The sequence below is a fragment of the Streptomyces venetus genome (assembly GCF_039540295.1).
Lineage (GTDB): Bacteria > Actinomycetota > Actinomycetes > Streptomycetales > Streptomycetaceae > Streptomyces > Streptomyces venetus.
This window is the reverse complement of the sequence record NZ_BAABET010000006.1, coordinates 598,155-624,961: the sequence shown is the minus strand read 5'-3', so window position 1 is coordinate 624,961 and position 26,807 is coordinate 598,155. Positions and strand designations below refer to the sequence as shown.

The following is a 26,807-nucleotide window of genomic DNA, read 5'->3' as shown; positions in this document are numbered from 1 at the left end:
CGCCCCACGAGAAGACGAAGAAGAGAGCCGGTCATGGACTTCCTTCGCCCCGCCAGCTGGGAGGAGGCGCTCGCCGCGAAAGCCGAGCACCCCACCGCTGTGCCGATTGCGGGTGGCACCGACGTGATGGTCGAGATCAACTTCGACCACCGCCGGCCCGAGTACCTCATGGACCTGAACCGCGTCGGTGACCTCTCCGAGTGGGAGGTCGGCGAGGAGAGCGTACGGCTGGGTGCTTCGGTGCCCTACACGCAGATCATGGAGAACCTGCGCGCCGAACTGCCGGGTCTCGCCCTCGCCTCGCACACGGTCGCCTCCCCGCAGATCCGCAACCGCGGCGGCGTCGGCGGCAACCTCGGCACCGCCTCCCCGGCCGGCGACGCCCACCCCGCCCTGCTCGCCGCGGGCGCCGAGGTGGAGGTCGAGTCGGTGCGCGGATCGCGGCGCATCCCGATCGACGCGTTCTACAAGGGAGTGAAGCGCAACGCGCTGGCGGCCGACGAGCTGATCCGCGCCGTGCACGTGAAGAAGGCCGACGGGCCGCAGCAGTTCTCCAAGGTGGGAACCCGCAACGCGATGGTCATCGCCGTGTGCGCGTTCGGGCTCGCGCTGCATCCCGAGACGCGGACCGTGCGGACGGGCATCGGTTCGGCCGCCCCTACGCCCATTCGGGCCAAGGCCGCCGAGGAGTTCCTGAACGCCGCTCTGGAGGAGGGCGGCTTCTGGGACAACGGGAAGATCGTCACTCCCTCGGTCGCCAAGCAGTTCGCCGACCTGTGCTCCGCCGCCTGCAACCCCATCGACGACGTCCGGGGCACGGCGAGCTACCGCCGGCACGCGGTCGGCGTCATGGCCCGCCGCACGCTGACCTGGACCTGGGAGTCCTACCGCGGGGCCCGCCGCACCATCGAGGGAGCTGCCTGATGCGCGTCAACTTCACGGTCAACGGCCGTCCGCAGGAAGCCGACGACGTGTGGGAGGGCGAGTCCCTGCTGTACGTACTGAGGGAGCGGCTGGGCCTTCCGGGGTCGAAGAACGCCTGCGAGCAGGGCGAGTGCGGTTCGTGCACGGTCCGGCTCGACGGGGTGCCGGTGTGCTCGTGCCTGGTGGCAGCCGGGCAGGTTCAGGGCCGCGAGGTCGTCACCGTCGAGGGTCTCGCCGACTACGCCAGGCAGCGGTCCTGCGGGACCGGTGGCTGCGGTACGTCGCTCGAGGACTCGCGGCAGTGGCAGGCCAAGGGCACCGACTCGCAGACCGGCGAGGGCACCGAGCTCGCCCCGATCCAGCAGGCGTTCATCGACGCCGGCGCGGTCCAGTGCGGCTTCTGCACGCCGGGACTGCTGGTCGCCGCCGACGAGATGCTGGAGCGCAACCCCGACCCGACCGACGCGGACATCCGCGAGGCCCTGTCAGGCAATCTGTGCCGCTGCACCGGCTACGAGAAGATCATGGACGCGGTCCGCCTCGCGGCCGCCCGGCAGGGAGGGGCGGTCTGATGCCGGCCAACGGCGCTCCGACGAAGCTCACCCAGGGGTCGCAGACCAAGGGCGGCATCGGCGAGTCGACCCTCCGCCCGGACGGCACCCTCAAGGTCACCGGCGAGTTCGCGTACTCCTCGGACATGTGGCACGAGGACATGCTCTGGGGCCAGATCCTCCGGTCGACGGTCGCGCACGCCGAGATCGTGTCCATCGACACGAGCGAGGCCCTGGCGCTGCCGGGCGTGTACGCCGTGCTGACGTACGACGACCTGCCGACGGCCGTGAAGAACTACGGGCTGGAGATCCAGGACACCCCGGTCCTCGCCCACGGCAAGGTCCGCCACCACGGCGAGCCGGTCGCGGTCGTCGCCGCCGACCACCCGGAGACCGCCCGCCGCGCCGCCGCGAAGATCAGGGTCGACTACCGCGAACTGCCCGTCATCACCGACGAGGCCTCCGCCACCGCGCCGGACGCGATCCTCGTCCACGAGCACCGCGACGACCACCACGCCGGCCACGTCCCGCACCCGAACATCGTGCACCGTCAGCCGATCGTCCGCGGCGACGTCGCGGCCGCCCGGCGGCGGGCCGACGTCATCGTCGAGGGCGAGTACACCTTCGGCATGCAGGACCAGGCCTTCCTCGGACCCGAGTCCGGTCTCGCCGTACCCGAGGAGGACGGCGGCGTCCACCTCTACATCGCCACCCAGTGGCTGCACAGCGACCTGCGGCAGATCGCGCCCGTGCTCGGGCTGCCCGAGGACAAGGTACGCATGACGCTGTCCGGCGTCGGCGGCGCGTTCGGCGGCCGTGAGGACCTGTCGATGCAGATCCACGCCTGCCTGCTGGCGCTGCGCACGGGCAAGCCCGTCAAGATCGTCTACAACCGGTTCGAGTCCTTCTTCGGGCACGTCCACCGCCACCCGGCGAAGCTCCACTACGAGCACGGGGCCACGCGCGACGGCAAGCTCACCCACATGAAGTGCCGGATCGTCCTGGACGGCGGCGCCTACGCCTCCGCCTCCCCGGCGGTCGTCGGCAACGCCTCCTCGCTGTCCGTCGGCCCGTACGTGATCGACGACGTGGACATCGAGGCCATCGCCCTCTACACCAACAACCCGCCCTGCGGCGCCATGCGCGGCTTCGGCGCGGTCCAGGCGTGCTTCGCCTACGAGGCGCAGATGGACAAGCTGGCCGCGAAGCTCGGCATGGACCCGGTGGAGTTCCGCCGGCTCAACGCCATGGAGCAGGGCACCCTCCTGCCGACCGGGCAACGGGTCGACTCCCCGGCCCCGGTCGCCGAACTCCTGCGCCGCGTCAAGGCGATGCCGATGCCGCCGGAGCGTCAGTGGGAGTCCAGCGAGGGCGCCGACGTACGGCAGCTGCCGGGCGGCCTGTCCAACACCACGCACGGCGAGGGCGTCGTACGCGGGGTCGGCTACGCGGTCGGCATCAAGAACGTCGGCTTCTCCGAGGGCTTCGACGACTACTCGACCGCGAAGGTGCGGATGGAGGTCGTGGCCGGTGAGCCCGTCGTCACCGTCCACACGGCCATGGCCGAGGTCGGGCAGGGCGGTGTCACCGTCCACGCGCAGATCGCCCGCACCGAGCTGGGCGTCGCGCAGGTGACCATCAATCCGGCCGACACCCGGGTGGGCAGCGCCGGTTCGACCTCCGCCTCCCGGCAGACGTACGTCACCGGCGGCGCGGTGAAGAACGCCTGCGAGCTGGTGCGCGAGAAGGTGCTGGAGCTCGGGCGCCGCAGGTTCGGCTCCTCCCACCCGGCCTGGGCGACGGCCGAACTGCTGCTGGAGGGCGGCAAGGTCGTCACGGACGGCGGCGAGGTCCTCGCCGACCTGGTCGACGTCCTGGAGGGCGAGACTGTGGAGGTCGAGGAGGAGTGGCGGCACCGGCCGACCGAGCCCTTCGACCTGCGCACCGGGCAGGGCAACGGGCACGTCCAGTACTCCTTCGCCGCGCACCGCGCCGTCGTCGAGGTCGACACCGAGCTCGGCCTGGTGAAGGTCATCGAGCTGGCCTGCGCCCAGGACGTCGGCAAGGCGCTCAACCCGCTGTCCGTGCTCGGCCAGATCCAGGGCGGCACGACGCAGGGCCTGGGCGTGGCGGTCATGGAGGAGATCGTCGTCGACCCGAAGACGGCGAAGGTCAAGAACCCGTCCTTCACCGACTACCTGATCCCGACCATCCTCGACACGCCGACCATCCCGGTCGACGTCCTCGAACTCGCCGACGAGCACGCCCCGTACGGGCTGCGCGGCATCGGCGAGGCCCCCACGCTGTCGTCGACTCCGGCGGTGCTCGCGGCGATCCGCGCGGCGACCGGCCTGGAGCTGAACAGGACGCCGGTCCGCCCCGAGCACCTGACCGGCACCGCGTAAGAGCTCTCCGGGCGGCGCGAAGGAACGTCACACACTCCGCGCCGCCCGGAGTACCGGGATCCGCACCGCTCGCGGCCCCCGGAATCCGACCGAATCGTTCGTCTCGGGCCGTCCCCCGGGTCGTGCGGCCGCAGCACCTTCCCAAATCCCGCGGAGCGCCGAGGCAGGACGCGGGTGCCCCTTTGAACCTTGGGAGCAGGCCCACATGACCCAGCCGTCAGTAGAGCCGAGGACCACAGCCGAAGACGCGGGCGAAGGCACCCGCGTCCCGGCCGGCCGGTCCTGGCTCGACCGGTACTTCCACATATCCCTCAGAGGATCCACGGTCGCGCGAGAGGTGCGCGGCGGCGTCACGACCTTCATGGCGATGGCGTACATCCTCCTGCTCAACCCCCTGATCCTGTCCGGCAGGGACGCGGCCGGGGACACCCTCGCGCAGCAGGCCCTGATCACCGCCACCGCGTTCGCGGCGGCCCTCACCACGTTGCTGATGGGCTTCGTCGGCAAGGTGCCCCTCGCCCTCGCCGCGGGGCTGTCCGTGTCCGGGGTGCTGTCCTCCCAGGTGGCGCCCGAGATGACCTGGCCGCAGGCGATGGGCATGTGCGTGGTCTACGGCGTGGTCATCATGCTGCTGGTCGTCACCGGCCTGCGCGAGATGATCATGAACGCGATCCCGCTCGCGCTCAAGCACGGCATCACCATGGGCATCGGCCTGTTCATCGCCCTCATCGGCTTCTACAAGTCCGGCTTCGTGCACCAGGGCAAGGCCACTCCCGTCACGCTCGGCCCGGCGGGCGAACTGGCCGGCTGGCCCGTGCTGCTCTTCGCCGGCACCCTGCTGCTGATCTTCATGCTCCAGGCCCGGAACCTCCCGGGCGCCATCCTCATCGGCATCGTCAGCGGCACGGTCGTGGCCGCGATGCTGAACGCCGCCGGTGTCGTCGACCCGAAGCAGTGGGCGGCCGGCGCACCCGAGCTGCACGGCAGCGCGGTGTCCATGCCCGACTTCTCGCTCTTCGGGCACGTGGAGTTCGGCGGCTGGGGCGAGGTCGGCGCGATGACCGTCGGCATGATCGTCTTCACCCTGGTGCTGGCCGGGTTCTTCGACGCGATGGCGACCATCATCGGCGTCGGCACCGAGGCGAAGCTCGCCGACGACAAGGGCCGGATGCCGGGCCTGTCCAAGGCGCTGTTCATCGACGGCGCCGGCGGCGCGATCGGAGGCGTGTCCGGCGGCTCCGGCCAGACGGTGTTCATCGAGTCGGCGACCGGTGTCGGCGAAGGCGCCCGCACGGGCCTCGCCTCGGTCGTCACCGGGCTGTTCTTCGCGGCCTGCCTGTTCTTCACGCCGCTCACGGCGATCGTGCCGCAGGAGGTCGCGTCCGCCGCCCTCGTCGTCATCGGCGCGATGATGCTGATGAACGCCCGGCACGTGGACTGGGCCGACCGGGCCACCGCCGTCCCGGTGTTCCTGACGGTCGTGCTGATGCCGTTCACGTACACCATCACCACCGGTGTCGCGGCGGGCGTCGTCTCCTACGTGGCCATCAAGACCGCCCAGGGCAAGGGGCGCGAGATCGGCGCCTTCATGTGGGTACTGACGGCGGTGTTCCTCGTCTACTTCGCCCTCAACCCGATCGAGAGCTGGCTGGGCGTCCACTGACGCCCCTCGCCACGACCTCTCGTCGCGACCTCAAGGAGACCGAGAAAGATGCTGGACATCGCCGAAGAGCTGAACCGGTGGGTCGAGCAGGGCCGTGACTTCGCCGTGGCCACCGTGGTGGCCGTCGGCGGCAGCGCGCCCCGGCAGCCCGGCGCCGCGCTCGCGGTGGACGCCGAGGGCACGGTGATCGGCTCGGTCTCCGGGGGCTGCGTCGAGGGCGCGGTCTACGAACTGTGCGAACAGGCGCTGCGGGACGGCGAGAGCGTCCTGGAGCGCTTCGGCTACAGCGACGACGACGCCTTCGCCGTGGGGCTGACCTGCGGCGGCGTCATCGACATCCTGGTCACCCCGGTACGGGCCGCCGATCCGGTCCGCCCGGTGGTCGCCTCCGCGCTCGCCGCCGCCGCCGAAGGGGAGGCGGCGGCGGTGGCGCGGATCGTGTCGGGCCCGCGCGAACTGACCGGCCGGGCCCTCCTCGTCCGTCCCGACGGGTCCTGCGAGGGCGGCTTCGGCACCCATCCGGAACTGGACCGCACGGTCGCCGCCGAGGCGGGTGCCTTCCTGGACGCCGGCCGCACCGGCACCCTGGAGATCGGCGAGCAGGGCTCGCGTTGCGGCGCACCGCTCACACTCCTGGTCGAGTCCTCGGTCCCGCCGCCCCGCATGATCGTCTTCGGCGCGATCGACTTCGCCTCCGCGCTGGTCCGCATCGGCAAGTTCCTCGGCCACCACGTCACGGTGTGCGACGCACGCCCCGTCTTCGCGACCCGGACGCGCTTCCCCGACGCCGACGAGATCGTCGTCGAGTGGCCCCACCGCTACCTGGAGCGCACCGACGTCGACGCCCGCACGGTCCTGTGCGTCCTGACCCACGACGCCAAGTTCGACGTGCCTCTGCTGCAACTGGCGCTGCGCCTGCCGGTGGCGTACGTCGGCGCCATGGGCTCCCGGCGCACCCACCTGGACCGCAACGCCCGCCTGCGCGAAGTCGGCGTCACCGAGCTGGAGTTGAGCCGACTGCACTCCCCGATCGGCCTGGATCTCGGGGCCCGCACACCGGAGGAGACGGCACTGTCGATCGCGTCGGAGATCGTCGCGGCCCGGCGCGGCGGCAGCGGGGCCTCACTGACCGGCGCCCACACCCCGATCCACCACGAGCCGGAGCCGAGGGCGGTGGGGCGGATCGGGTCGGTGGCCTGACGCGCCCTCATCGACCGGTGCGCAGCACGCAACAGCGCAGACCGTCGTCGCGGGCCCGTTCGACGGTCGTCACGGTGACCTGAGCAGGCGGTTCAGCGCCCGTCCGAACACATACCGCGAGGAGCGCCGCACCACGCCGTCGAAGAGGGACGGCAGCAGCCGGAGGCGGAGCTCCTCCCGCCAGACCACGCGGCTGCGGCCCCCGGGCCCCGGCCGCACTTCCAGCTCCGCCCAGCCCAGCACCACCCGGCCCCGCTTCTCCAGTCGGCACCGTCCCGGCGCCCCGTCCTCCGGGGGCTGCCACACCGTGACTTCCATCGGGTCGTCGAAGGACAGCGGGCCGAGGCCCGAGCGTGCCACGACGAGGGTGCCGCGGCGGGTCGGTTCGGGCGGGATCACTCTGACCGCGGTCAACGGCACCACCTCACCGTGCCGCCGCCACCGGGTGATCCGCCGCCACGCCTCGTCGAGGGGCAGCGGGACCGTACGCTCGAGCAGGAAGTTCACCACGTCACGATCGTAGGAAATCCCCGCTGTTCAAGGCCGGGTCCGTGCATGCCTCACCCAGTTGGCCCAGGCCGGACGGTGCCGGCCCCCCGGCCTACCGGTAGACCTTCCCCGGCTCCGCAGTCCCGGGGGCGAGCAGCTGTGGGACCGTCACGAACACGTACCCGCGTTCCTTGAGCGCGTCGATGATGCCCGGCACGGCCGGAACGGTGCCGTCGTAGATGTCGTGCAGCAGGATGATCCCGTCCCGGGAGGCCTGGGCGAGGACACGGCGGGTGATGAGGTCCGAGTCGGTCGTCGTGTAGTCCTTCGCGGTCACGCTCCACAGCACCTCGGAGAGGCCGAGTTCGCGGCAGATCTCGTGCACGGTGGCGTCGGTGCGGCCCTGCGGCGGACGCATCAGGGTCGGGCGACGGCCGGTGAGGCGTGCTATCTCCCGGTTGGGGCGTTCCAGCTCCTCGCGTATCTCCTCGGGTCTCAGCCGGGTCAGGATTCTGTGGTCCCAGGTGTGGCTGGCCACCTCGTGGCCCTCGTCGGCCATCCGCCGCACCAGCTCCGGGTACTTCTCGATGTGGCGTTTGCCGAGGAGGAAGAAGGTCGCCGGGACCTGTTTCTCCTGGAGGATGTCCAGCAGGCGCGCGGAGTGCTCGCTCGGCCCGGCGTCGAAGGTCAGCGCGATGCACTTGACCTCACGGCAGTCGACGGTGCCGAAACGGGCTGCTGGGAGGTCCGCCGCCGCCCGGGCCCGTACGGCGCTGGGAGCCGTGGCCTCGGGCCCGGCGCAACCGCTCAGGGCCAGGGTCAGGGCGGCGGTCGCCGCGAGCGTTCCGGCCGTTCGGAACGCGGTCCCCGTTTTCTTCATCTTCTTGGTCAGAGAAGGCATGCCGGGACTATACACAGCGTGTATACGTCCAGTGCATAGTGTTTTCGGCTCTTCTGCGGGTTACTCGCGCCGGGGATGCGGGGGGCCCGAGTGGGAGGAGAGTCCCGTGAACGGACAGGTCTGGAGCCGGGCCCTGATCACCGGCGGTGCCGGGTTCGTCGGGTCCCATCTGTGCGCACGGCTGCTGGACGCCGGCACGGCTGTGGTGTGCCTGGACAACCTCGCCACCGGCTCCCGCGCCAACGTGGCCGATCTGGAGCCGCGGCCCGGCTTCCGCTTCGTGCGAGGTGACGCCACCGACCCGGAGGCCCTCGCCGGCCTGCCCGGCCGGTTCGACCTCATCCTGCACTTCGCGTGCCCGGCCTCGCCGGTGGACTACCTGCGGCTGCCGCTGGAGACCCTCGACGTCGGCAGTACCGGCACCCGCCTGGCCCTGGAGCGCGCCCACGCCGACGGTGCCCGGTTCGTCCTCGCCTCCACCTCCGAGGTCTACGGCGACCCACTGGAGCACCCGCAGCGCGAGGGCTATTGGGGCAACGTCAACCCGGTCGGCCCGCGCAGCGTGTACGACGAGTCCAAGCGCTTCGCGGAGGCCCTGGTCACCGCCCACCGCGGCGCGCGCGGCACCGACACCGCCATCGTCCGCATCTTCAACACCTACGGCCCGCGCATGCGCACCGGCGACGGCCGCGCCGTTCCCACCTTCGTCACGCAGGCCCTGGACGGCATGCCCCTGACGGTCGCCGGTGACGGCGGCCAGACCCGCTCGCTGTGCTACGTCGACGACACCGTGGACGGCGTGCTGGCCCTGGCCGCCTCCGCCGAGACCGGGCCCGTGAACATCGGCGGCGACGACGAGATCACCATGCTGGAGCTGGCCCGCAGGATCATCGAGCTCACCGGCTCCGCCTCCCGCGTCCGCCACGTGGGCCGCCCCGTGGACGACCCCGCCCGGCGCCGTCCCGACACCCGGCTGGCCCGGGAACGGCTCGGCTGGAGGCCTCGCGTCGGATGGAGCGAGGGGCTGGAGCGGACCGTTGGCTGGTTCTCGAGGTCCGCGGCTGCCTGAGCCGGTCGCCCTGCGGGCTGGGTGTGCGACAGAAAGTGATAATTCGGTTTATTTCCTGAAGTTGGCTCCAATTGTTTGAGACAGCTGCACCGCGGCACTCGGCGCACCGTAGTCCCCACGACCACCGGGACGGAGCACACCCCCATGCGCATTCTCGGTATCAACGCCCTGTTCCATGACCCCGCCGCCGCCCTCGTGGTCGACGGGCGGACGGTGGCGGCCGCCGAGGAAGAGCGCTTCAGCCGCCGCAAGCACGGCAAGCGCCCGCTGCCGTTCTCCGCGTGGGAGCTGCCCGAGCTGTCCGCCCGCTGGTGCCTGGAACAGGCCGGCATACGACCGGGCGAGCTGGACGCCGTCACCTACTCCTTCGACCCGAAGCTCGCCCGGCCCGCCCGCGAGATGGGCCTGGACGACCCCTGGGACCCACTGCGCCTGGAGTACGCCCGTCGCGCCCCCGGCTTCCTCGCCGAGGCCCTGCCCGGACTCGACCCAGACCGGGTCGTCTTCGTCCCCCACCACGTCGCCCACGCCGCCTCCGCCGGGCCCGCCTCCCCACACCCCGACAGTGCCGTGCTCGTCCTCGACGGCCGCGGCGAGGCAGCCTCGCACCTGGCCGGCCGCTACCGAGAGGGCAAGCTCGACACCCTCGCCACACAGGCGCTGCCCGACTCGCTCGGCCTGGTCTACGAGGAGCTCACCGAGCACCTGGGGTTCCTGCGCAGCAGCGACGAGTACAAGGTGATGGCCCTCGCCTCCTACGGCACCCCGCGCTTCCTCCCCCAGCTGCGGCAGTACGTCCACCCCACCGGCCACGGCGGCTTCCGCGCCCACGGCGTCGACTGGGCCCTCTTCACCCCGCCCCGCACCCCGGGCGAACCCTGGAACCAGGACCACGCCGACCTCGCCGCCAGCACCCAGGCCGTCCTCGAGGAAGTCCTGCTGGAGCTCGTCGACTGGCTGCACCGCGAGGCCGGCGGCGAGGCACTGACGATGGCCGGCGGCGTCGCCCTCAACTGCGTCGCCAACTCGAAGATCGCGGCGAAGGGCCCGTACCGGGACGTGTGGGTGCAGCCCGCCGCCGGTGACGCCGGCACCGCCCTCGGCGGGGCGCTGCACCTCGCCGAACAGCCCGAGCCCCTGTCCGGGGCCGACCTCGGCCGCGGCTGGAGCGACGAGGAACTGCGCGCCCGGCTGGACACGGCCGCCATCCCGTACGAGAAGCCGGACGACATCGCCGAGACCGTCGCCGAGGTCCTCGCGCAGGACGGAGTCGTCGCCTGGTTCCAGGGCCGCGGCGAGTACGGGCCGCGCGCCCTCGGGCACCGCTCCCTGCTCGCCCACCCCGGCCGCGCCGAGAACCTCGAACGCCTCAACCACGTCAAGGGCCGCGAGGAGTTCCGGCCCGTCGCCCCCATGGTGCTCGCCGACCGCGCCGCCGACCTGTTCTCCGGGGGCCCGCTGCCCAGCCCTTACATGCTGTTCGTGCACGACGTCGCCCAGCAGTGGCGGGACCGCATCCCCGCCGTCGTGCACGTCGACGGCACCGCCCGCATCCAGACCGTCGAGGAGCGGCGGGAACCACTGGTGGCACGGATGCTGAAGGCCTTCGAGCGGCGCACCGGACTGCCCGTGGTCGTCAACACCAGCCTCAACACCGCCGGCCGGCCCATGGTCGACGACCCGCGCGACGCCCTGGAGTGCTTCGGCTCCGCGCCCGTCGACCTGCTGGCCATCGGGCCGTACGCGGTCCGCCGGGGGCGGGCGTTCGCCGGAGGGAGGAGCGCCGCATGACCTCGTACGCCGTCGTGATCCCCACCCTCGTCCGGGACACCCTCGCCGACTGTCTCGCGTCGCTGGCCGCCGCGACCGGGCCGCGCCCGGAGCAGATCGTCCTCGTCGACGACCGGCCCGACCCCGAACCGGACAGGCTGGAGCACCCGTTGAGCGTCCTCGGCGACCTGCGGGAGCGCACCACAGTGCTGGGCGGCGGCGGTCGTGGGCCCGCCGCCGCCCGCAACACCGGGCTGCGCGCCGTCACCGCGCCGTGGACCGTCTTCCTCGACGACGACGTCCAGGTAGGGCCCCACTGGTGCGGGCAACTGGCCGAGGACCTCGCCGAGGCGTCCCCCGACATCGCGGGCGTCCAGGGTGTCATCGCCGTACCCCTGCCCGGCGAACGCCGCCCCACCGACTGGGAGCGCGGCACCGCCGGACTCGCCCGGGCCCACTGGATCACCGCCGACATGGCCTACCGCACGGAAGCGCTCAAGCAGGTCGGCGGCTTCGACGAACGGTTCCGGCGCGCCTTCCGCGAGGACGCCGACCTCGCGCTGCGCGTCCTCGACGCGGGCTGGCGCATCCGGCAGGGCCGCCGCACCACCCGCCACCCCGTGCGCCCCGCCTCCCGCTGGGCGTCCGTGGGCCAGCAGCGCGGCAACGCCGACGACGCCCTCATGCGGCAGCTGCACGGACCCGACTGGTGGGACAAGGCGGTCGCGCCGCGCGGCCGGATCCGCAGTCACGCGGTGATCACCACCGCGGGCGTCGCCGCCTGCGCCCTCGCCGCCACCGGGCACGGCCGGGCCGCCACGGCCTGCGCGCTCGGCTGGGCGGCCGGCACGGCCGAGTTCGCCCGCGCCCGCATCACCCCAGGTCCCCGCACCCGCCACGAGGTGACGACCATGCTCGCGACCAGCGTGCTCATCCCACCCGCCGCGACCTGGCACCGGCTGGCCGGCGCACTGCGCCACCGCCATGCCCCCGCCTGGCAGGAGGTGGCGCGATGAGCCCGGTCAAGGCCGTGCTGTTCGACCGCGACGGCACGCTCGTCGAGGACGTCCCCTACAACGCCGACCCCGACCGCGTACACCCCCTCGCAGGCGCCCGGGAAGCGCTCGCCCTGCTCCGCGTCCGCGGCATCCGCACCGGCGTCGTCACCAACCAGTCCGGCGTCGCACGCGGACTGCTCACCGAGGCCGACGTGCGCCGCGTCAACCACCGCGTCGACGAACTCCTCGGCCCCTTCGACGTGTTCGCCATGTGCCCGCACGGCCCCGACGAGGGCTGCCACTGCCGCAAACCCCGGCCCGGCATGGTGCTGTGGGCGGCCGGCCGGATCTGCGCCCGCCCCGCCGACCTCGTCGTCATCGGCGACATCGGCTCCGACGTGGAGGCGGCCCGCCGGGCCGGCGCCCGCGGCATCCTCGTCCCCACCGCGCGGACCCGCCCCGAGGAGACCATGAGCGCGGACCACGTGGCACCGGACCTGCTGACCGCTGTCCGCGCCGTCCTGGACGGACCGCCGAAGGGCCGCGTCCTCGCCGACGAACGCCCCATCCAGGAGGCCTACGCGACCGGCCCGGCCCCGGGCAGGGTCACGTGAAGGCCCTCGTCACCCGGCTCGACAGCTTCGGCGACGTCCTGCTCGCCGGGCCCGCCGTCCGCGCGGTCGCCGCCCGCGCCGACACCGTCACCCTGCTGTGCGGGCCGCGCGGCGCGCCCGCCGCCGGGCTGCTGCCCGGCGTCGACGACGTCCTCGTGTGGGACGCGCCCTGGGTGGGCTTCACACCCCCGCCCGTCGGCCGCGGCGAGGTCGACCAGCTCATCGACATGATCGACGCCGACACCGCGCTGATCCTCACCTCCTACCACCAGTCGCCGCTGCCCGCCGCCCTGCTGCTGCGCCTGGCCGGCGTCGGCTTCATCGCCGCCGACAGCGAGGACTACCCGGGCTCCCTCCTCGACGTACGCCACCACCGCGCCCCGCACGCCCACGAGGCCGAGGCCGCGCTGGCCCTCGCCAAGGCCGCGGGGTTCCCGCCGGCCGACGACGGCCGGCTGCGGGTGCTCCCGCCGCCCGCCACCACCGGTCTCACCGGCCCGGGCCCCTACGTCGTCCTGCACCCCGGCGCCAGCGTCCCCGCCCGCGCCTGGAGCCCCGGGCGCTGTGCCGAGGCGGCGCGTGAACTGGCCGCGGCCGGTCACCGGGTGGTGGTCACCGGCGGCGCGGGGGAGAGCGACCTGACCGCGTACGTGGCGGGCTCGCACGCCCTCGACCTCGGCGGCCGCACCGGGGCCGCGGAACTGGGCGGGGTCCTCGCGGGCGCCGCCGTCGTCGTCACCGGCAACACCGGCCCGGCCCACCTCGCCGCCGCCGTCGGCACCCCGGTCGTGTCCCTGTTCGCACCGGTCGTCCCGGCCGAGCGCTGGCGCCCGTACGGCGTCCCGTACGTGCTGCTCGGCGACCAGGACGCGCCGTGCGCGGACAGCAGGGCGAGGGAGTGCCCCGTGCCCGGCCATCCGTGCCTGGACACCGTCACCGCGCAGGACGTGGTGACGGCCGTCGAGAAACTGCTGGGGGAGACATGAGGATCCTCATCTGGCACGTGCACGGATCGTGGACCACCGCCTTCGTCCAGGGCCCGCACACCTACGTCGTCCCCGTCACCCCCGACCGGGGGCCCGACGGACTCGGCCGCGCCCGCACCTGGGACTGGCCCGACTCCGTCGTCGAGGTACCGCCGGAGCGGCTCCGGGACGAGGAGATCGACGTCGTCGTCCTGCAACGCCCGCACGAACTCGCCCTGGTCGACCGGTGGCTGGGCCGCCGTCCGCCGCTGGTGTACCTGGAGCACAACGCCCCGCACGGCTCCTCGCCCGGGGTGCCCGACACCCGCCACCCCGCCGCGGACCTCCCCGGCGTCACCCTCGTCCACGTCACCCACTTCAACCGCCTGATGTGGGACGCCGGCCCGACTCCGAGCACCGTCATCGAGCACGGCATCATCGACCCGGGGCAGCAGTGGACCGGAGAGCTGGAACGCGCCGCCGTCGCCGTCAACGAGCCGCTGCGGCGCGGCCGTACCACCGGCACCGACCTGCTGCCCGCGTTCGCCGAGGCGGCCCCGCTGGACGTCTTCGGCATGGGCACCCACGGGCTCGCCGAACGGCTCGGCATCCCAGCCGACCGCTGCCGCTCCCACGAACTCACCCAGGCCGCACTCCACACGGCGATGGCCCGGCGACGCGTCTACGTCCACCCCGTCCGCTGGACCTCCCTCGGCCTGTCCCTGCTGGAGGCGATGCACCTGGGCATGCCCGTCGTCGCGCTCGCCACCACCGAGGTCACCGAGGCCGTACCGCCCGGCGCCGGAGTGGTCTCCAACCGGATCGAGGAACTGACCGACGCCGTACGGAACTTCGTCGCCGACCCGCAGCGTGCCCGCGTGGTCGGCGGGGGAGCGAGGGCGGCTGCCCTCGCCCGCTACGGGCTCACCCGCTTCCTGGACGACTGGGAACGGCTGCTGAAGGAGGTGGCCCGATGAGGATCGCCATGGTCTCCGAGCACGCCAGCCCGCTCGCCGCGCTCGGCGGCGTCGACGCGGGCGGCCAGAACGTGTACGTGGCCCGCCTGAGCGAGGAACTGGCGCGGCGCGCCCACGACGTCACGGTCTACACCCGCCGTGACGCGGCCGACTTGCCCGACCGGGTGACGCTGCCCGGCGGCGTCGTCGTGGAACACGTACCCGCCGGGCCCGCCTGCCCCGTCCCCAAGGACGAACTGTTCCCGTACATGCCCGCCTTCGGAGCCTGGCTGGCACGCGCCTGGGCCCGGGAACGGCCCGACGTGGTACACGCCCACTTCTGGATGTCCGGCATGGCCTCCCGGATCGGCGCCCACCCGCACGACGTGCCCGTCGTGCAGACCTTCCACGCCCTCGGCACCGTCAAGCGCCGCCACCAGGGCCGGCTCGACACCAGCCCGCCCGAACGGGTCGGCATCGAGCGGCAGATCGGCCGCGGCTGCGCCCGGGTCCTGGCCACCTGTACGGACGAGGTGCACGAGCTCGCCGAGATGGGTGTGCCGCGCCGGCAGGTGTCCGTGGTGCCGTGCGGAGTGGACGCCGGGCACTTCCGCCCCGGGGCGGCACCCGACGGCGTTCCCGCACGCCGCGAGCGGCACCGGCTGCTCGCCTGCGGCCGACTCGTCCCGCGCAAGGGCTACGACCAGGCCGTCCGGGCACTCGCCCAGATCCCGGACACCGAACTCCTCATCGCCGGCGGGCCCCCCGCCGGTCTGCTCGACGACGACCCCGAGGCACAGCGGCTGCGGCGGCTCGCGCGGAGCATCGGCGTGGCCGACCGGGTCCGGATGCTCGGCGCGGTCGACCCGGCCGGCATGCCCGCCCTGATCGGCAGCGCGGACCTGGTGCTGTGCACCCCGGTCTACGAGCCGTTCGGCATCGTGCCGCTGGAGGCGATGGCCTGCGGCGTGCCCGTCGTCGCCACCGACGTCGGCGGCCACCGCGACAGCGTCGCCGACGGCGTCACGGGCCGGCTCGTCCCATCGCAGGACCTCGGTTCGGTCGCCGCGGCCGTACGCGAACTCCTCGACCACGACGCGCTGCGCCGCCGCCACGGCACGGCCGGGCGGGAACGCGTCCTCACCCACTACACCTGGCGGCGTGTCGGCGACGGCGTGGAGCAGGTCCACCGCCAGGTCCTCGCCGGACACGCACAGCAGAAGGAGGTGGCGTGATGACCGTGCACCCGCCCGTCACCGGGCACTGCGACGAACTCCAGGACGCCCTGACCGCGTTCCGTGCCTCGGCGCACCTCACGCAGCGGTGGGGCGAGCGCCTGGCGACCGTGCTCACCGGCGGCGGCCGGCTGCTGGCCGCGGGCAACGGCGGCAGCGCCGCCCAGGCCCAGCATCTGACCGCCGAACTCGTCGGCCGCTACCGCGACGACCGGCCGCCGTTCTCCGCGCTCGCCCTGCACGCCGACACCTCCAGCACCACCGCCATCGCCAACGACTACGGCGTGGACGAGGTGTTCGCCCGCCAGGTGCGCGCCCATGGCCGCCCCGGCGACATCCTGATCCTGCTGTCCACCAGCGGCGCCAGCGCCAACCTGCTGTCCGCCGCGGACGCCGCCCGGGCGGCCGGGGTACGCGTGTGGGCCCTCACCGGCTGCGCACCCAACCCGCTGATGGCGGGCAGCGACGAGTACCTGTGCGTCGAGGCACCGACGGCGGCGACCGTGCAGGAACTGCACCTGGTGGCGGTGCACATGGTGTGTGCGGCGTTCGACGCGGCGGTGGAACGCGGCACCTGGCGCGACGGCGACGGCCGGAGGTGACATGAACGGCAAGGCACCCCTGGTCGTGGTCGGTGACGCGCTGCTGGACCGGGATCTGCGCGGCCGGGCGGAGCGGCTCGCGCCGGACGCGCCCGTGCCCGTCGTCGACGACTGCGCGGAACGGACCCGGCCCGGCGGCGCCGCGCTGGCGGCCTACCTGGCGGCCCGTGACGGCCGGGACGTCACGCTGGTCGCGGGGGTGGGCGACGACCCGGCCAGCCGCGCCCTGCGCCGCCTTCTGGAACCCTGGCTCACCCTGGTCCCGCTGCCGCTGACCGGCTCCCTGTCCGAGAAGACCCGGATCCTCGCGCAGGACCGCCCCGTGGTCCGCCTGGACCGCGGGGCCGGCCGCACGCGCGAGGCAACCGAGGCCGCCCGCGAGGTCGTCCGCTCCGCGCCCGCCGTCCTGGTCTCCGACTACGGCCGCGGTACGGCCGACGCCCTCCGGGACGTCCTCGCCGCCCGCCCGCCGCTGGTCTGGGACCCGCACCCACGCGGCGGTCCGCCCGTGCCCGGCACCCGGCTGGTGACCCCGGCGGAGAAGGAGGCCCACGGCCTCGCCCCGCGGGACGGCACCCCGCGCCGGGACCTGCGTGCCGCCGCCCACAGCGCCGCCGCCCTCGTCCGGCACTGGCGGGCCGCGGCCGTCGCGGTCACCCTCGGCGCCCGCGGCGCCCTGCTGTCCTACGGCGAGCACCCGCTGCTCGTCCCCGCGCCCGCAGCGCACCACGGCGACAGCTGCGGGGCGGGGGACCGGTTCGCCGCGACGGCGGCCGGGCTGCTCGCCGACGGAGTCCTGGTGGCCGAGGCCGTCGAGGGCGCCGTGGCCGCCGCCAGCGGGTTCGTCGCCGCGGGCGGGGCGGCGGCGCTCCCGCGCGCGGACGCCGAACCGGCACCGCCGCCCGACGAGGACGACCCGTACGCCGTGGCGGCCAGGGTCCGTACCGCGCACGGCACGGTCGTCGCCGCCGGCGGCTGCTTCGACCTCCTCCACGCCGGCCACGTCGGCCTGCTCCAGGCCGCCCGGCGGCTCGGCGACTGCCTGGTCGTCTGCGTCAACTCGGACGCCTCGGTGCGGCGCCGCAAGGGGGCGGGCCGACCGGTCACCCCGCTCGCCGATCGCGTCCGGGTGCTGCACGCCCTGGCCTGCGTCGACGCCGTCGCCGTCTTCGACGAGGACACCCCCGAACGCCTCCTGGCCGACCTGCGCCCCGACGTCTGGGTCAAGGGCGGCGACTACGCGGCGGCCGACCTGCCGGAAGCCGCCCTCCTCCAGAAATGGGGCGGCCAGGCGGTCCTCCTGCCCTACCTCGACGGACGCTCCTCGACGGCCCTCATGGAACGGGCGGCGGAAGGAGCACGATGACCCTGCCACCGCGTCTCCTCGTGCTGCGCGCCCTGGGACTCGGCGACCTCCTCGCCGGCGTCCCCGCCCTGCGCGCCCTGCGGCGGGCCCACCCCGGGCACGAGACCGTGCTGGCCGCGCCCGCCGAGCTCGAACCGGTCGCGGCGGTGACGGGGGCCGTGGACCGGCTGCTGCCCGCCTCCGCGCCGGGGCGCAAGGTGCCGGTGTCGCTCGACTGGAGCGGCCCGCCGCCGGACGTCGCCGTCGACCTGCACGGCAACGGACCACCGAGCCACCGGCTGCTCATGGGGCTGCGGCCACGGAAACTGCTCGCCTTCGCGCACCCGGACCTGCCCGAGATCGACGGCCCGCCCTGGTACGCGGAGGAACACGAACGCGACCGCTGGTGCCGGCTGCTCCGGGCGTACGGCATCGACGCCGACCCCGCCGACCTGCGCCTGCCCCGGCCGTCCACCGCCTCCCCGGCGCCCGGCGCGGTCGTGCTGCATCCCGGCGCCGGGTCACCCGCCCGCTGCTGGCCCGTCGAGCGGTACGCGGCCGTCGCCACCGAACTGCGGGCGCGGGGCCTGCGGGTCGTCGTCACCGGCGGCGCGGACGAGGGCGACCTCGTGGCTCAGCTCGCCAAACAGGCCGGCCTGCCCGACACCGACGTGTTCGGCGGCGGCCTGCCCTTCAACCGGCTGGCCGCCCTCGTCGCCGACGCGCACGTCGTGATCAGCGGCGACACCGGCATCGCCCACCTCGCGGTCGCCCACGCCACACGCTCCGTCACCCTCTTCGGCCCCGTCCCGCCGAGCCGCTGGGGCCCGCCGCCCGGCCCGTGCCACCGCGCGCTGTGGTACGGGCCCGAGGGCGACCCGCACGGCCGCCGGCCCGACCCGGCGCTGCTGCGCATCACGCCGGAGGACGTCCTGCGTGCCGTCACCGAACCGCCCGGCATCCGACACCCGTGAGGGGGCCACCCCGATGACCACAGCGCACCCGAACCCGAGCCCCGTGGGCGTCGTCATCGCCACCCGCAACCGTTCGGCCACCCTCACCGACACCCTGCGCCGGCTTCTCGCCCTCCCCGAACGGCCCGAGATCCTCGTCGCGGACAACGCGTCCACCGACGACACGCGCGCCCTGCTCGCCCGCGACTTCCCCCGGGTCCGGGTGCTGTCCCTGCCGTTCAATCACGGCGCCCTCGCCCGCACCTACGGCGCCCGCGTCCTGAACACCCCGTACGTGGCGTTCAGCGACGACGACTCCTGGTGGGCACCCGGCGCACTGGACAGGGCGGCCCGGCTCTTCGATGCCCATCCGCGGCTCGGCCTCATCGCCGCCCGCACCCTCGTCGGCCCCACCGCCGATCCCGACCCGCTCAACGACGTGCTCGCGGAATCACCTCTCGGCCCGGTCGCCGACCTCCCCGGCACCCAGGTCCTGGGCTTCCTCGCCTGCGCCTCGGTGGTGCGCCGCCGTGCCTACCTCGACGCGGGCGGCTTCCACAGGCTGCTGTTCTTCGGCGGCGAGGAGACCCTCCTCGCCTACGACCTGGCCGCGCGCGGCTGGGGTGTCAGCCACTGCCCGGACGTCGTCGCCCACCACGATCCGGCGCCCGGTCCCCGCACCGGCCGTCCGGTCGTCCAGCGGCGCAACGAACTCCTCACCGCCTGGCTGCGCCGTCCCGTGCCGTACGCACTCGCCCGAACCCGTGCCCTGGCCGCCGAGGCCCGCCACGACGCCCGCGCCCGGCTCGCACTGCGCGGGACGCTGGCCCGGCTGCCCGCCGCCCTGCGGGCGCGCCGGCCCCTGCCGCCGCACGTGGAGCGGGCCGCGCGCCTGGCCGAGGGAGATGCCGCATGACCGACAGCCGGACGACCGTCGTCGTCATCACCCACAACCGGCGCCGGGAACTGCTGCGCACCCTCGACCGTCTCGCCGAACTGCCGGAGAACCCGCCGGTGATCGTCACCGACAACGGCTCCACGGACGGCACCGCCGACGCCGTCTCCCGCCACCACCCGCGGGTCCGGCTGCTGCGGCCCGGCCGCAACCTCGGCGCCGTGGGCCGCAACCTCGCCGTCCGGCAGGCCGGTACGCCCTACATCGCGTTCTGCGACGACGACTCCTGGTGGGCGCCCGGATCGCTGGCGGGCGCCGGAGACCTCCTCGACCGGCATCCGGCGCTGGGCTCCGTCACGGCCCGCATCGTCGTCGAACCGGACGGCACCGACGACCCGATCGTCGAGGAGCTGCGCGACTCTCCCGTGCCCGGGCCCGCCTGGCTGCCCGGACCGGCCCTCGCATCCTTCCTGGCCGCCGCGACCGTACTGCGCGCCGACGCCTTCCGGACCGCGGGCGGCTTCCACCCGCGGCTGTGGCTGGGCGGCGAGGAGGAGCTGCTCGCCGCGGACCTGGCGGCCGACGGATGGTGGCTGACGTACGCCGGTCACCTGACGGTGCACCACCAGCCGTCCCGGGCCCGGGACGCCACCCTGCGCCGCACCCACGGCATCCGCAACACCCTGTGGTTCACGTGGCTGCGCCGCCCGGTCGGCCCCGCCCTGCGCCGGACGGTCGGCCTGGCCCGTACGGTCCCGCGGGACACCGCGTCCCTGCGTGCCTTCGCCGAAGCCGCCGCCGCCCTGCCGTGGGTCCTGCGCGAACGCCGCGTCCTGCCGCACGAGGTCGAGTCGCGGCTTCGCCTGCTGGAACCGTCCCAGCGCGGCTCGAAGGCCCGCCGCTACACGGGCTGACGCCCGACCCCCCGGTCGGGCCCGGAAACGCTCAGCTCCCGCACCACCGGCACATCAGCCGGAACCCGGCGAACAGCGTCAGGGGCCACAGCGCCGCGAACGCCCAGATCACACCCGGTTCGGAGGTGGCGATGCCGGTGACCAGCAGGGCGACCGACACCGCGAGCAGGACCACCACGGTCCAGACGCGGGGGCGGTAGGAGGCCAGTCGGACGAAGGCCCTGGCGGGGTCGGGCAGGCGGCTCAGCCGCAGGGTACGCAGCCGGCGGTCGAGGCGGCGGTCGCGGCGCAGGGCGCGTTCCATCTCGTCGAGGATGCGCTGCTCGTGATCGGGGAGTCGGCCGATGGACACGCGGTTCTCCTTCCGGGCGGCCCGACCGTCTCCTCCCGGGGGGACGTGCGGCGGGACAGGAAGCGGGGACTGACAAAGCGGGTGCCCCGTGAGGTCCCGGAGCTAACCGGGCACGGCCCGTGCCAGGGCCTCGACGAGCCGGTCGGCGCTGTCCGGCACGGTGCCCTCCCGGAAGCCGTCGCGGATCTGCCGGGCGGTCACCCGGCCGCCGGTCAGGCACCAGTCCCACCAGCGGTCCAACTGCCGCACGTCCAGCCGCTCGGCGGGCAGCAGCGCGGGCCAGCCGCAGGCCCGGGCCTGCGCGGTCACCTTCGCCCCGCCGGTGACCGGGTCGACGGCCAGGACGGGAGTGCCGACCCGCAGCGCGATGACCAGCCCGTGCAGCCGGTCGGTCACCACGAGGTCCAGCCGGGCCAGCACCGACTGGAGCTGTGCGGGGGTGGCGCTCAGATGCCAGTCGTGGGTGTCGAGCCGGGTCTCCAGCTCCAGGCGTGCGCAGTCCTTCCCGGCCAGCCAGCGCGTCACCTCCTCGGCGACCTGGCCGTGCCGCCGCTGCTGCCCGTACTCCTGCTGGCCGTGCGTGAGGATCACCCCGACGACCGGCCGGGCGGGCACGTCCGGGGCGCGGGCCGCCAGGTCCTCCACCGGCTCGCTGTCCGGAGCGTCCCGCGGCAGCACCCGGTGGAAGCCGGTCACGGCCGCGCTGCCGGGGTCGATCACCGAGGTGCCGACGGCGATCCGCACCGAGTGCGCGAACCGCCGGTGCAGTTCCTCGACCTGCGACCCGTGCAGCGGGCCGCACACGAACACCAGGTGGGAGTAGTCCTCCGGCCACAGCCGGTCCAGGTGCAGGGCCTCCGGACGGAAGCCGGGGCTCCAGGCGACGTCGTAGGGAATGCCTGTGCCGAGCAGGACGTCCTCCACCCGGCGCAGGGCCAGCACGTCCCCGGCGGTCGCCTCCCCGTCCCGGAAGCTGAACCACCCGGTCAGCAGGACTCGGCGCGGTCGCATGCCGTCTTGTGTGTGCACATGCCCTGAGTGCCCGCCTCACAGGCACGGCAATCAGGGCATTACGCGCATATGTCCTGCGGCCACGGGGAGTGGAAGGCGGTTCGGGAAGGGGATGCGGTCCCGCCGCGCCTCGGACGGGTGCTGCTCACGCAACTCAGTCCGCGCCGCACCACGACGCCTCGCATCACAAGCCGATCAGCGCCCCGCAGGCCCCGGCAGCCACAGAGGACTACACCGCCGAAAGACGTCGCCATACCCGCGAACGAGCTCACCCGCAACCCCTCGCAGCTGTGAGGCAGGACTCTTCAGCCGTGTGAAGACGACCGCCCGCGGATCCGGCGTCGAGAGTGCAAGATTCGGGCACCGATGGATGGACGAGCACTCGGCGGGTGTCAGACGGCGAGCGACAGATGAGGAGAGAGGCAGACGATGGTCCCAGCGGAACCGGAACCCCAGCGGATCGGCATACCCGCCGAGTCCACTGCGGGCGAGACCAGGGTGGCGGCCACGCCGGCCACCGTGGGGAGACTTGTCGCACTCGGATACGACGTGGTGGTCGAACCGGGGGCGGGAGCCTCGTCCCGCTTCTCGGACGCGGCCTACGAGGAGGCGGGCGCCCGGCTCGGCGACCCATGGGCGGCGCAGATCGTACTCAAGGTCAACGGCCCCTCCAGCGAGGAGATCGCCCGGCTGCGGGACGGAGCGACGCTGATCGCGCTGATCAGCCCCGCCCTGAACCCCGAGCTGGTCGAGGAGCTCGCACGGCGGCCGATCACCGTCCTCGCCATGGACGCCGTACCGCGCATCTCGCGCGCCCAGTCCCTGGACGTGCTCAGCTCGATGGCGAACATCGCCGGATACCGGGCCGTGGTCGAGGCGGCGCACGCCTTCGGCCGTTTCTTCACCGGCCAGGTGACCGCCGCGGGCAAGGTGCCGCCCGCCAAGGTGCTGGTCGCCGGTGCGGGTGTCGCCGGACTCGCGGCGATCGGAGCGGCCCGCAGCCTCGGCGCCGTGGTCCGCGCCACCGACCCCCGGCCCGAAGTCGCCGAGCAGGTGCGCTCACTGGGCGGGGAGTTCCTGACGGTCACCGCCGAGCAGGAGGTGAGCACCGACGGCTACGCCAAGGCCACCTCGGAGGACTACAACCGGCTCGCCGCGCAGCTGTACGCCGAGCAGGCCGCCGACGTCGACATCATCGTCACCACCGCGCTCATCCCCGGCCGGCCCGCACCGCGGCTGATCACCGCCGAGGACGTCGCGCGGATGAAGCCCGGCAGCGTGATCGTCGACATGGCCGCCGCCCAGGGCGGCAACGTCGAGGGCACGGTCGCCGGCAAGGCGGTCGTCACCGACAACGACGTGACGATCATCGGCTACACCGACCTGCCCGGCCGGCTCCCCGCCCAGGCCTCGCAGCTGTACGGCACCAACATCGTCAACCTGATGAAGCTGCTCACCCCGGGCAAGGACGGCCGCCTCGTCCTCGACTTCGACGACGTCGTGCAGCGCTCGATGACCGTGGTCCGCGACGGCGAGAAGACCTGGCCCCCGCCCCCGGTCCAGGTGTCCGCCGCGCCCGCGCCCGCCCCCACGGCGACCCCGGAAGCCGCCCCGGCCGCGGCCACCCCGGCGAAGCCGGCCCGCCCCGCGTGGTCCTCCTACGCCCTGGTCGGCGCCGGAGCGCTCGCGCTGTTCCTGGTGACCGCCTTCTCGCCGAGCGAACTCATCGGCCACTTCACGGTCTTCGTCCTGGCGATCGTCATCGGCTTCTACGTCATCGGCAACGTGCACCACGCGCTGCACACCCCGCTGATGTCGGTCACCAACGCCATCTCCGGGATCGTCGTGGTCGGCGCGCTGTTGCAGATCGGGCACGGGAACACCGCCGTCACCGTGCTGTCGTTCGCCGCGATCCTGCTGGCGAGCATCAACATCTTCGGCGGATTCGCCGTCACCCGCCGCATGCTCGGCATGTTCTCGAAGGGCTGATCACGGATGAGCACAGTCACGGCCTCAGAAGCCGCCTACGTCGTCGCCGCGTTGCTGTTCATCCTCAGCCTCGCCGGGCTCTCGCAGCACCGGACGTCCCGCTCGGGAGTCGTCTGGGGCATCGCGGGCATGGTCATCGCCCTGGCCGCCACCGTCGGGCTCGCCTCCCGGAGCCTCACCGCCACCGGTCTCGTACTGATCGTCCTCGCCACCGCCGTCGGCGGCGGCATCGGACTGTGGCGGGCCCGGGTCGTCGAGATGACCGGCATGCCCGAGCTGATCGCCATCATGCACAGCCTCGTCGGCCTCGCCGCCGCGTTCGTCGGCTGGAACGGCTACCTCGACGTCGACGCCGAGCTCAGCGGTTCGCTGCTGGGCATCCACCACGCCGAGGTGTTCATCGGGGTGTTCATCGGCGCCGTCACCTTCACCGGGTCCGTCATCGCGTACCTGAAGCTCTCGGCGCGCATCAACTCCCGCCCGCTCACACTGCCCGGCAAGCACGTCCTCAACGTGGGCGCCCTGGTCGCCTTCGTCGCGCTCACCGTCGCCTTCGTGGCCCGCCCGAACATGGGGCTGCTCATCGCGGTCACCGTGATCGCGCTCGCCCTCGGCGCACACCTGGTCGCCTCCATCGGCGGCGGTGACATGCCGGTGGTCGTCTCCATGCTCAACAGCTACTCCGGCTGGGCCGCGGCGGCCTCGGGCTTCCTGCTCGCCAACAACCTGCTCATCGTCACCGGCGCGCTGGTCGGCTCCTCCGGTGCCTACCTGTCGTACATCATGTGCAAGGCGATGAACCGCTCCTTCATCTCGGTGATCGCGGGCGGCTTCGGCACCCCCGCCGCGGCGGCCGACGAGGGCGAGCAGGGGGAGCACCGCGAGATCAGCGCGGAGGACACCGCGGAGCTGCTCCGCGAGGCCTCCTCGGTGATCATCACGCCGGGCTACGGCATGGCGGTCGCCCAGGCCCAGTACCCGGTCGCCGAACTGGCGCGGAAGCTGCGCGAGCGGGGCGTGGAGGTGCGCTTCGGCATCCACCCCGTCGCCGGCCGGCTGCCCGGGCACATGAACGTGCTGCTCGCCGAGGCGAACGTGCCGTACGACATCGTCCTCGAGATGGACGAGATCAACGACGACTTCGCCGCCACCTCGGTCGTCCTCGTCATCGGCGCCAACGACACCGTCAACCCGGCCGCCACCGACAACCCGGCCAGCCCCATCGCCGGCATGCCCGTGCTGCACGTGTGGGAGGCCGCCAACGTGGTCGTCTTCAAGCGGTCCATGGCCGCCGGCTACGCCGGTGTGCAGAACCCGCTGTTCTTCCGGGACAACAGCCAGATGCTCTTCGGCGACGCCAAGCAGCGTGTCGAGGACATCCTGCGCGCCCTCGACTCCCTGGACGCACCGGTCCCGGAGATGGCGGGCACGTCGCGCTGAACTGCCGGTGGCATACGAGAGAGGCCGGCTCGGCACCCACGGTGCCGAGCCGGCCTCTCGCGTGAGACCAGGGTGCCGGTCAGTCCGTGCCGGACTCCATCGCGGCGCGGTCCAGCCACGCGTCCTCGTCCGAGACCTCGCCGCGGGAGGCGATGACCTCGGCGCCGCCCTGCGGCAGCTCCGGCATGGTGCCGATCAGCCCGGTCGCGGCCGCCTGCGAGGCGCCGACGGTGGGGCTGCCGGTGCCGATCAGGCCGATGCCGGCGTACTGCTCCAGCTTGGCGCGGGAGTCGGCGATGTCGAGGTTGCGCATGGTGAGCTGGCCGATCCGGTCCACCGGGCCGAACGCGGAGTCCTCGGTGCGCTCCATGGACAGCTTGTCCGGGTGGTAGCTGAAGGCCGGGCCGGTGGTGTCGAGGATCGAGTAGTCCTCACCGCGCCGCAGCCGCAGCGTCACCTCGCCGGTGACGGCGGCGCCGACCCAGCGCTGGAGCGACTCGCGGATCATCAGCGCCTGCGGGTCCAGCCAGCGGCCCTCGTACATCAGCCGGCCGAGCCGCCGTCCCTCGCTGTGGTACTGGGCGAGGGTGTCCTCGTTGTGGATCGCGTTGACCAGCCGCTCGTACGCGGCGTGCAGCAGGGCCATGCCCGGCGCCTCGTAGATGCCGCGGCTCTTGGCCTCGATGATCCGGTTCTCGATCTGGTCGGACATGCCGAGGCCGTGCCGCCCGCCGATGGCGTTGGCCTCCATGACCAGGTCGACGGGGGAGGCGAACTCCTTGCCGTTGACGGACACCGGGCGGCCCTCGGCGAAGCCGATCGTCACGTCCTCGGTGGCGATCTCGACCTCGGGGTCCCAGAACCGCACGCCCATGATCGGCTCGACGGTCTCGACGCCGGTGTCCAGGTGCTCCAGCGTCTTGGCCTCGTGTGTGGCGCCCCAGATATTGGCGTCGGTGGAGTACGCCTTCTCCGTGCTGTCGCGGTAGGGCAGCCCGTGCGCGACCAGCCACTCGGACATCTCCTTGCGGCCGCCGAGCTCGGTGACGAAGGCCGCGTCGAGCCAGGGCTTGTAGATCCTGAGGTGCGGGTTGGCGAGCAGGCCGTAGCGGTAGAACCGCTCGATGTCGTTGCCCTTGAAGGTCGAGCCGTCGCCCCAGATCTGGACGTCGTCCTCGAGCATCGCCCGGACCAGCAGCGTGCCCGTGACGGCACGGCCGAGCGGCGTGGTGTTGAAGTACGCCCGCCCGCCCGAGCGGATGTGGAACGCGCCGCAGGTCAGCGCGGCCAGGCCCTCCTCGACCAGCGCGGCACGGCAGTCGACCAGACGCGCGATCTCGGCACCGTAGGTCTTCGCACGGCCGGGCACCGAGGCGATGTCGGGCTCGTCGTACTGGCCGATGTCGGCGGTGTAGGTGCACGGGACGGCACCCTTGTCGCGCATCCACGCGACCGCGACGGACGTGTCGAGACCGCCCGAGAAGGCGATGCCGACGCGCTCGCCGGCGGGCAGGGAGGTGAGGACCTTGGACATAGGAAGAGTATGTATCGCCACGCATAATCATG

General features: G+C 73.4%; 24 protein-coding genes. 19 read left to right on the top strand and 5 right to left on the bottom strand.

Translation table 11 applies throughout. The features are described 5' to 3' along the window. The first annotated feature begins 33 nt into the window (after positions 1 to 33). From ABEA82_RS22820 to ABEA82_RS22800, 5 genes are all read left to right on the top strand, one after another. A complete protein-coding gene (locus ABEA82_RS22820) occupies positions 34 to 924 on the top strand; it encodes an FAD binding domain-containing protein (protein WP_345663446.1) in 891 nt (296 codons plus the stop codon). After that, positions 924 to 1,496, top strand: a complete 573-nt coding sequence (locus ABEA82_RS22815; protein ID WP_345663445.1) for a (2Fe-2S)-binding protein — start codon at positions 924 to 926, stop codon at positions 1,494 to 1,496. The genes ABEA82_RS22820 and ABEA82_RS22815 overlap by 1 nt, the downstream gene beginning before the upstream one ends. Continuing rightward, positions 1,496 to 3,880 (top strand): xanthine dehydrogenase subunit D, encoded by a 2,385-nt coding sequence (gene pucD / locus ABEA82_RS22810; RefSeq protein WP_345663444.1) that lies wholly within the window; start codon positions 1,496 to 1,498, stop codon positions 3,878 to 3,880. The genes ABEA82_RS22815 and pucD overlap by 1 nt, the downstream gene beginning before the upstream one ends. Positions 3,881 to 4,085: 205 nt before the next feature. Continuing rightward, the gene (locus ABEA82_RS22805; RefSeq protein WP_345663443.1) at positions 4,086 to 5,543 is read left to right on the top strand and encodes an NCS2 family permease; all 1,458 of its coding nucleotides are present in this window, start codon (positions 4,086 to 4,088) and stop codon (positions 5,541 to 5,543) included. Positions 5,544 to 5,591: 48 nt separating this feature from the next. After that, entirely contained in the window at positions 5,592 to 6,743 is a 1,152-nt protein-coding gene (locus ABEA82_RS22800) for an XdhC family protein (protein WP_345663442.1), read from the top strand. Positions 6,744 to 6,812: 69 nt separating this feature from the next. Here ABEA82_RS22800 and ABEA82_RS22795 read toward each other — a convergent pair whose 3' ends face one another. Both ABEA82_RS22795 and ABEA82_RS22790 read right to left on the bottom strand, forming a co-directional pair. Then, on the bottom strand, positions 6,813 to 7,253 hold the full coding sequence (locus ABEA82_RS22795; protein WP_345663441.1) for an SRPBCC family protein: 441 nt from the start codon (positions 7,251 to 7,253) through the stop codon (positions 6,813 to 6,815). A 91-nt stretch (positions 7,254 to 7,344) separates the two neighbouring features. Beyond that, entirely contained in the window at positions 7,345 to 8,133 is a 789-nt protein-coding gene (locus tag ABEA82_RS22790) for a polysaccharide deacetylase family protein (RefSeq protein WP_423658017.1), read from the bottom strand. A gap of 106 nt (positions 8,134 to 8,239) precedes the next feature. Between ABEA82_RS22790 and ABEA82_RS22785 the strand changes: the two genes are divergently transcribed. The 12 genes from ABEA82_RS22785 to ABEA82_RS22730 all read left to right on the top strand — a co-directional run bounded on the left by ABEA82_RS22785 (position 8,240) and on the right by ABEA82_RS22730 (position 20,449). Next, positions 8,240 to 9,202: an NAD-dependent epimerase/dehydratase family protein gene (locus ABEA82_RS22785; protein WP_345663440.1), complete on the top strand. Its 963-nt coding sequence runs from the start codon at positions 8,240 to 8,242 to the stop codon at positions 9,200 to 9,202. A 144-nt stretch (positions 9,203 to 9,346) separates the two neighbouring features. Continuing rightward, the gene (locus ABEA82_RS22780) at positions 9,347 to 10,993 is read left to right on the top strand and encodes a carbamoyltransferase family protein (RefSeq protein ID WP_345663439.1); all 1,647 of its coding nucleotides are present in this window, start codon (positions 9,347 to 9,349) and stop codon (positions 10,991 to 10,993) included. Next, on the top strand, positions 10,990 to 11,988 hold the full coding sequence (locus ABEA82_RS22775; protein ID WP_345663438.1) for a glycosyltransferase family 2 protein: 999 nt from the start codon (positions 10,990 to 10,992) through the stop codon (positions 11,986 to 11,988). The genes ABEA82_RS22780 and ABEA82_RS22775 overlap by 4 nt, the downstream gene beginning before the upstream one ends. Next, positions 11,985 to 12,584: a D-glycero-alpha-D-manno-heptose-1,7-bisphosphate 7-phosphatase gene (locus tag ABEA82_RS22770; RefSeq protein WP_345663437.1), complete on the top strand. Its 600-nt coding sequence runs from the start codon at positions 11,985 to 11,987 to the stop codon at positions 12,582 to 12,584. The genes ABEA82_RS22775 and ABEA82_RS22770 overlap by 4 nt, the downstream gene beginning before the upstream one ends. Continuing rightward, positions 12,581 to 13,570 carry a glycosyltransferase family 9 protein gene (locus ABEA82_RS22765; protein ID WP_345663436.1) on the top strand — a complete coding sequence of 330 codons (990 nt, stop codon included), beginning with the start codon at positions 12,581 to 12,583 and terminating at the stop codon, positions 13,568 to 13,570. Before ABEA82_RS22770 ends, ABEA82_RS22765 begins: the two co-directional genes overlap by 4 nt. Next, the gene (locus ABEA82_RS22760) at positions 13,567 to 14,526 is read left to right on the top strand and encodes a glycosyltransferase (RefSeq protein WP_345663435.1); all 960 of its coding nucleotides are present in this window, start codon (positions 13,567 to 13,569) and stop codon (positions 14,524 to 14,526) included. Before ABEA82_RS22765 ends, ABEA82_RS22760 begins: the two co-directional genes overlap by 4 nt. Continuing rightward, entirely contained in the window at positions 14,523 to 15,740 is a 1,218-nt protein-coding gene (locus ABEA82_RS22755) for a glycosyltransferase (RefSeq protein ID WP_345663434.1), read from the top strand. Before ABEA82_RS22760 ends, ABEA82_RS22755 begins: the two co-directional genes overlap by 4 nt. Further along, positions 15,740 to 16,342 (top strand): D-sedoheptulose-7-phosphate isomerase, encoded by a 603-nt coding sequence (locus ABEA82_RS22750; RefSeq protein WP_345663433.1) that lies wholly within the window; start codon positions 15,740 to 15,742, stop codon positions 16,340 to 16,342. Before ABEA82_RS22755 ends, ABEA82_RS22750 begins: the two co-directional genes overlap by 1 nt. Position 16,343: 1 nt before the next feature. Then, on the top strand, positions 16,344 to 17,708 hold the full coding sequence (gene rfaE2, locus ABEA82_RS22745) for a D-glycero-beta-D-manno-heptose 1-phosphate adenylyltransferase (RefSeq protein ID WP_345663432.1): 1,365 nt from the start codon (positions 16,344 to 16,346) through the stop codon (positions 17,706 to 17,708). Next, entirely contained in the window at positions 17,705 to 18,661 is a 957-nt protein-coding gene (locus ABEA82_RS22740) for a glycosyltransferase family 9 protein (RefSeq protein WP_345663431.1), read from the top strand. The genes rfaE2 and ABEA82_RS22740 overlap by 4 nt, the downstream gene beginning before the upstream one ends. Before the next feature lie 13 nt (positions 18,662 to 18,674). Continuing rightward, on the top strand, positions 18,675 to 19,556 hold the full coding sequence (locus ABEA82_RS22735) for a glycosyltransferase family 2 protein (RefSeq protein ID WP_345663430.1): 882 nt from the start codon (positions 18,675 to 18,677) through the stop codon (positions 19,554 to 19,556). Continuing rightward, the gene (locus tag ABEA82_RS22730) at positions 19,553 to 20,449 is read left to right on the top strand and encodes a glycosyltransferase family 2 protein (RefSeq protein WP_345663429.1); all 897 of its coding nucleotides are present in this window, start codon (positions 19,553 to 19,555) and stop codon (positions 20,447 to 20,449) included. Before ABEA82_RS22735 ends, ABEA82_RS22730 begins: the two co-directional genes overlap by 4 nt. A 31-nt stretch (positions 20,450 to 20,480) precedes the next feature. On the opposite strand, the gene ABEA82_RS22725 is transcribed toward ABEA82_RS22730, so the two are convergent. Further along, complete coding sequence (locus tag ABEA82_RS22725) at positions 20,481 to 20,801, bottom strand: DUF3040 domain-containing protein (protein WP_345663427.1); 321 nt, start codon at positions 20,799 to 20,801, stop codon at positions 20,481 to 20,483. Positions 20,802 to 20,903: 102 nt separating this feature from the next. Beyond that, the gene (locus tag ABEA82_RS22720) at positions 20,904 to 21,812 is read right to left on the bottom strand and encodes a polysaccharide pyruvyl transferase family protein (RefSeq protein WP_345663426.1); all 909 of its coding nucleotides are present in this window, start codon (positions 21,810 to 21,812) and stop codon (positions 20,904 to 20,906) included. 429 nt (positions 21,813 to 22,241) lie between these two features. Between ABEA82_RS22720 and ABEA82_RS22715 the strand changes: the two genes are divergently transcribed. Both ABEA82_RS22715 and pntB read left to right on the top strand, forming a co-directional pair. Next, the gene (locus ABEA82_RS22715) at positions 22,242 to 23,801 is read left to right on the top strand and encodes a Re/Si-specific NAD(P)(+) transhydrogenase subunit alpha (RefSeq protein ID WP_345663425.1); all 1,560 of its coding nucleotides are present in this window, start codon (positions 22,242 to 22,244) and stop codon (positions 23,799 to 23,801) included. Positions 23,802 to 23,807: 6 nt separating this feature from the next. Continuing rightward, positions 23,808 to 25,241, top strand: a complete 1,434-nt coding sequence (gene pntB / locus ABEA82_RS22710) for a Re/Si-specific NAD(P)(+) transhydrogenase subunit beta (RefSeq protein ID WP_345663424.1) — start codon at positions 23,808 to 23,810, stop codon at positions 25,239 to 25,241. Positions 25,242 to 25,320: 79 nt separating this feature from the next. Here pntB and argG read toward each other — a convergent pair whose 3' ends face one another. Further along, complete coding sequence (gene argG / locus ABEA82_RS22705) at positions 25,321 to 26,775, bottom strand: argininosuccinate synthase (RefSeq protein WP_345663423.1); 1,455 nt, start codon at positions 26,773 to 26,775, stop codon at positions 25,321 to 25,323. Between the last annotated feature and the right edge of the window lie 32 nt (positions 26,776 to 26,807).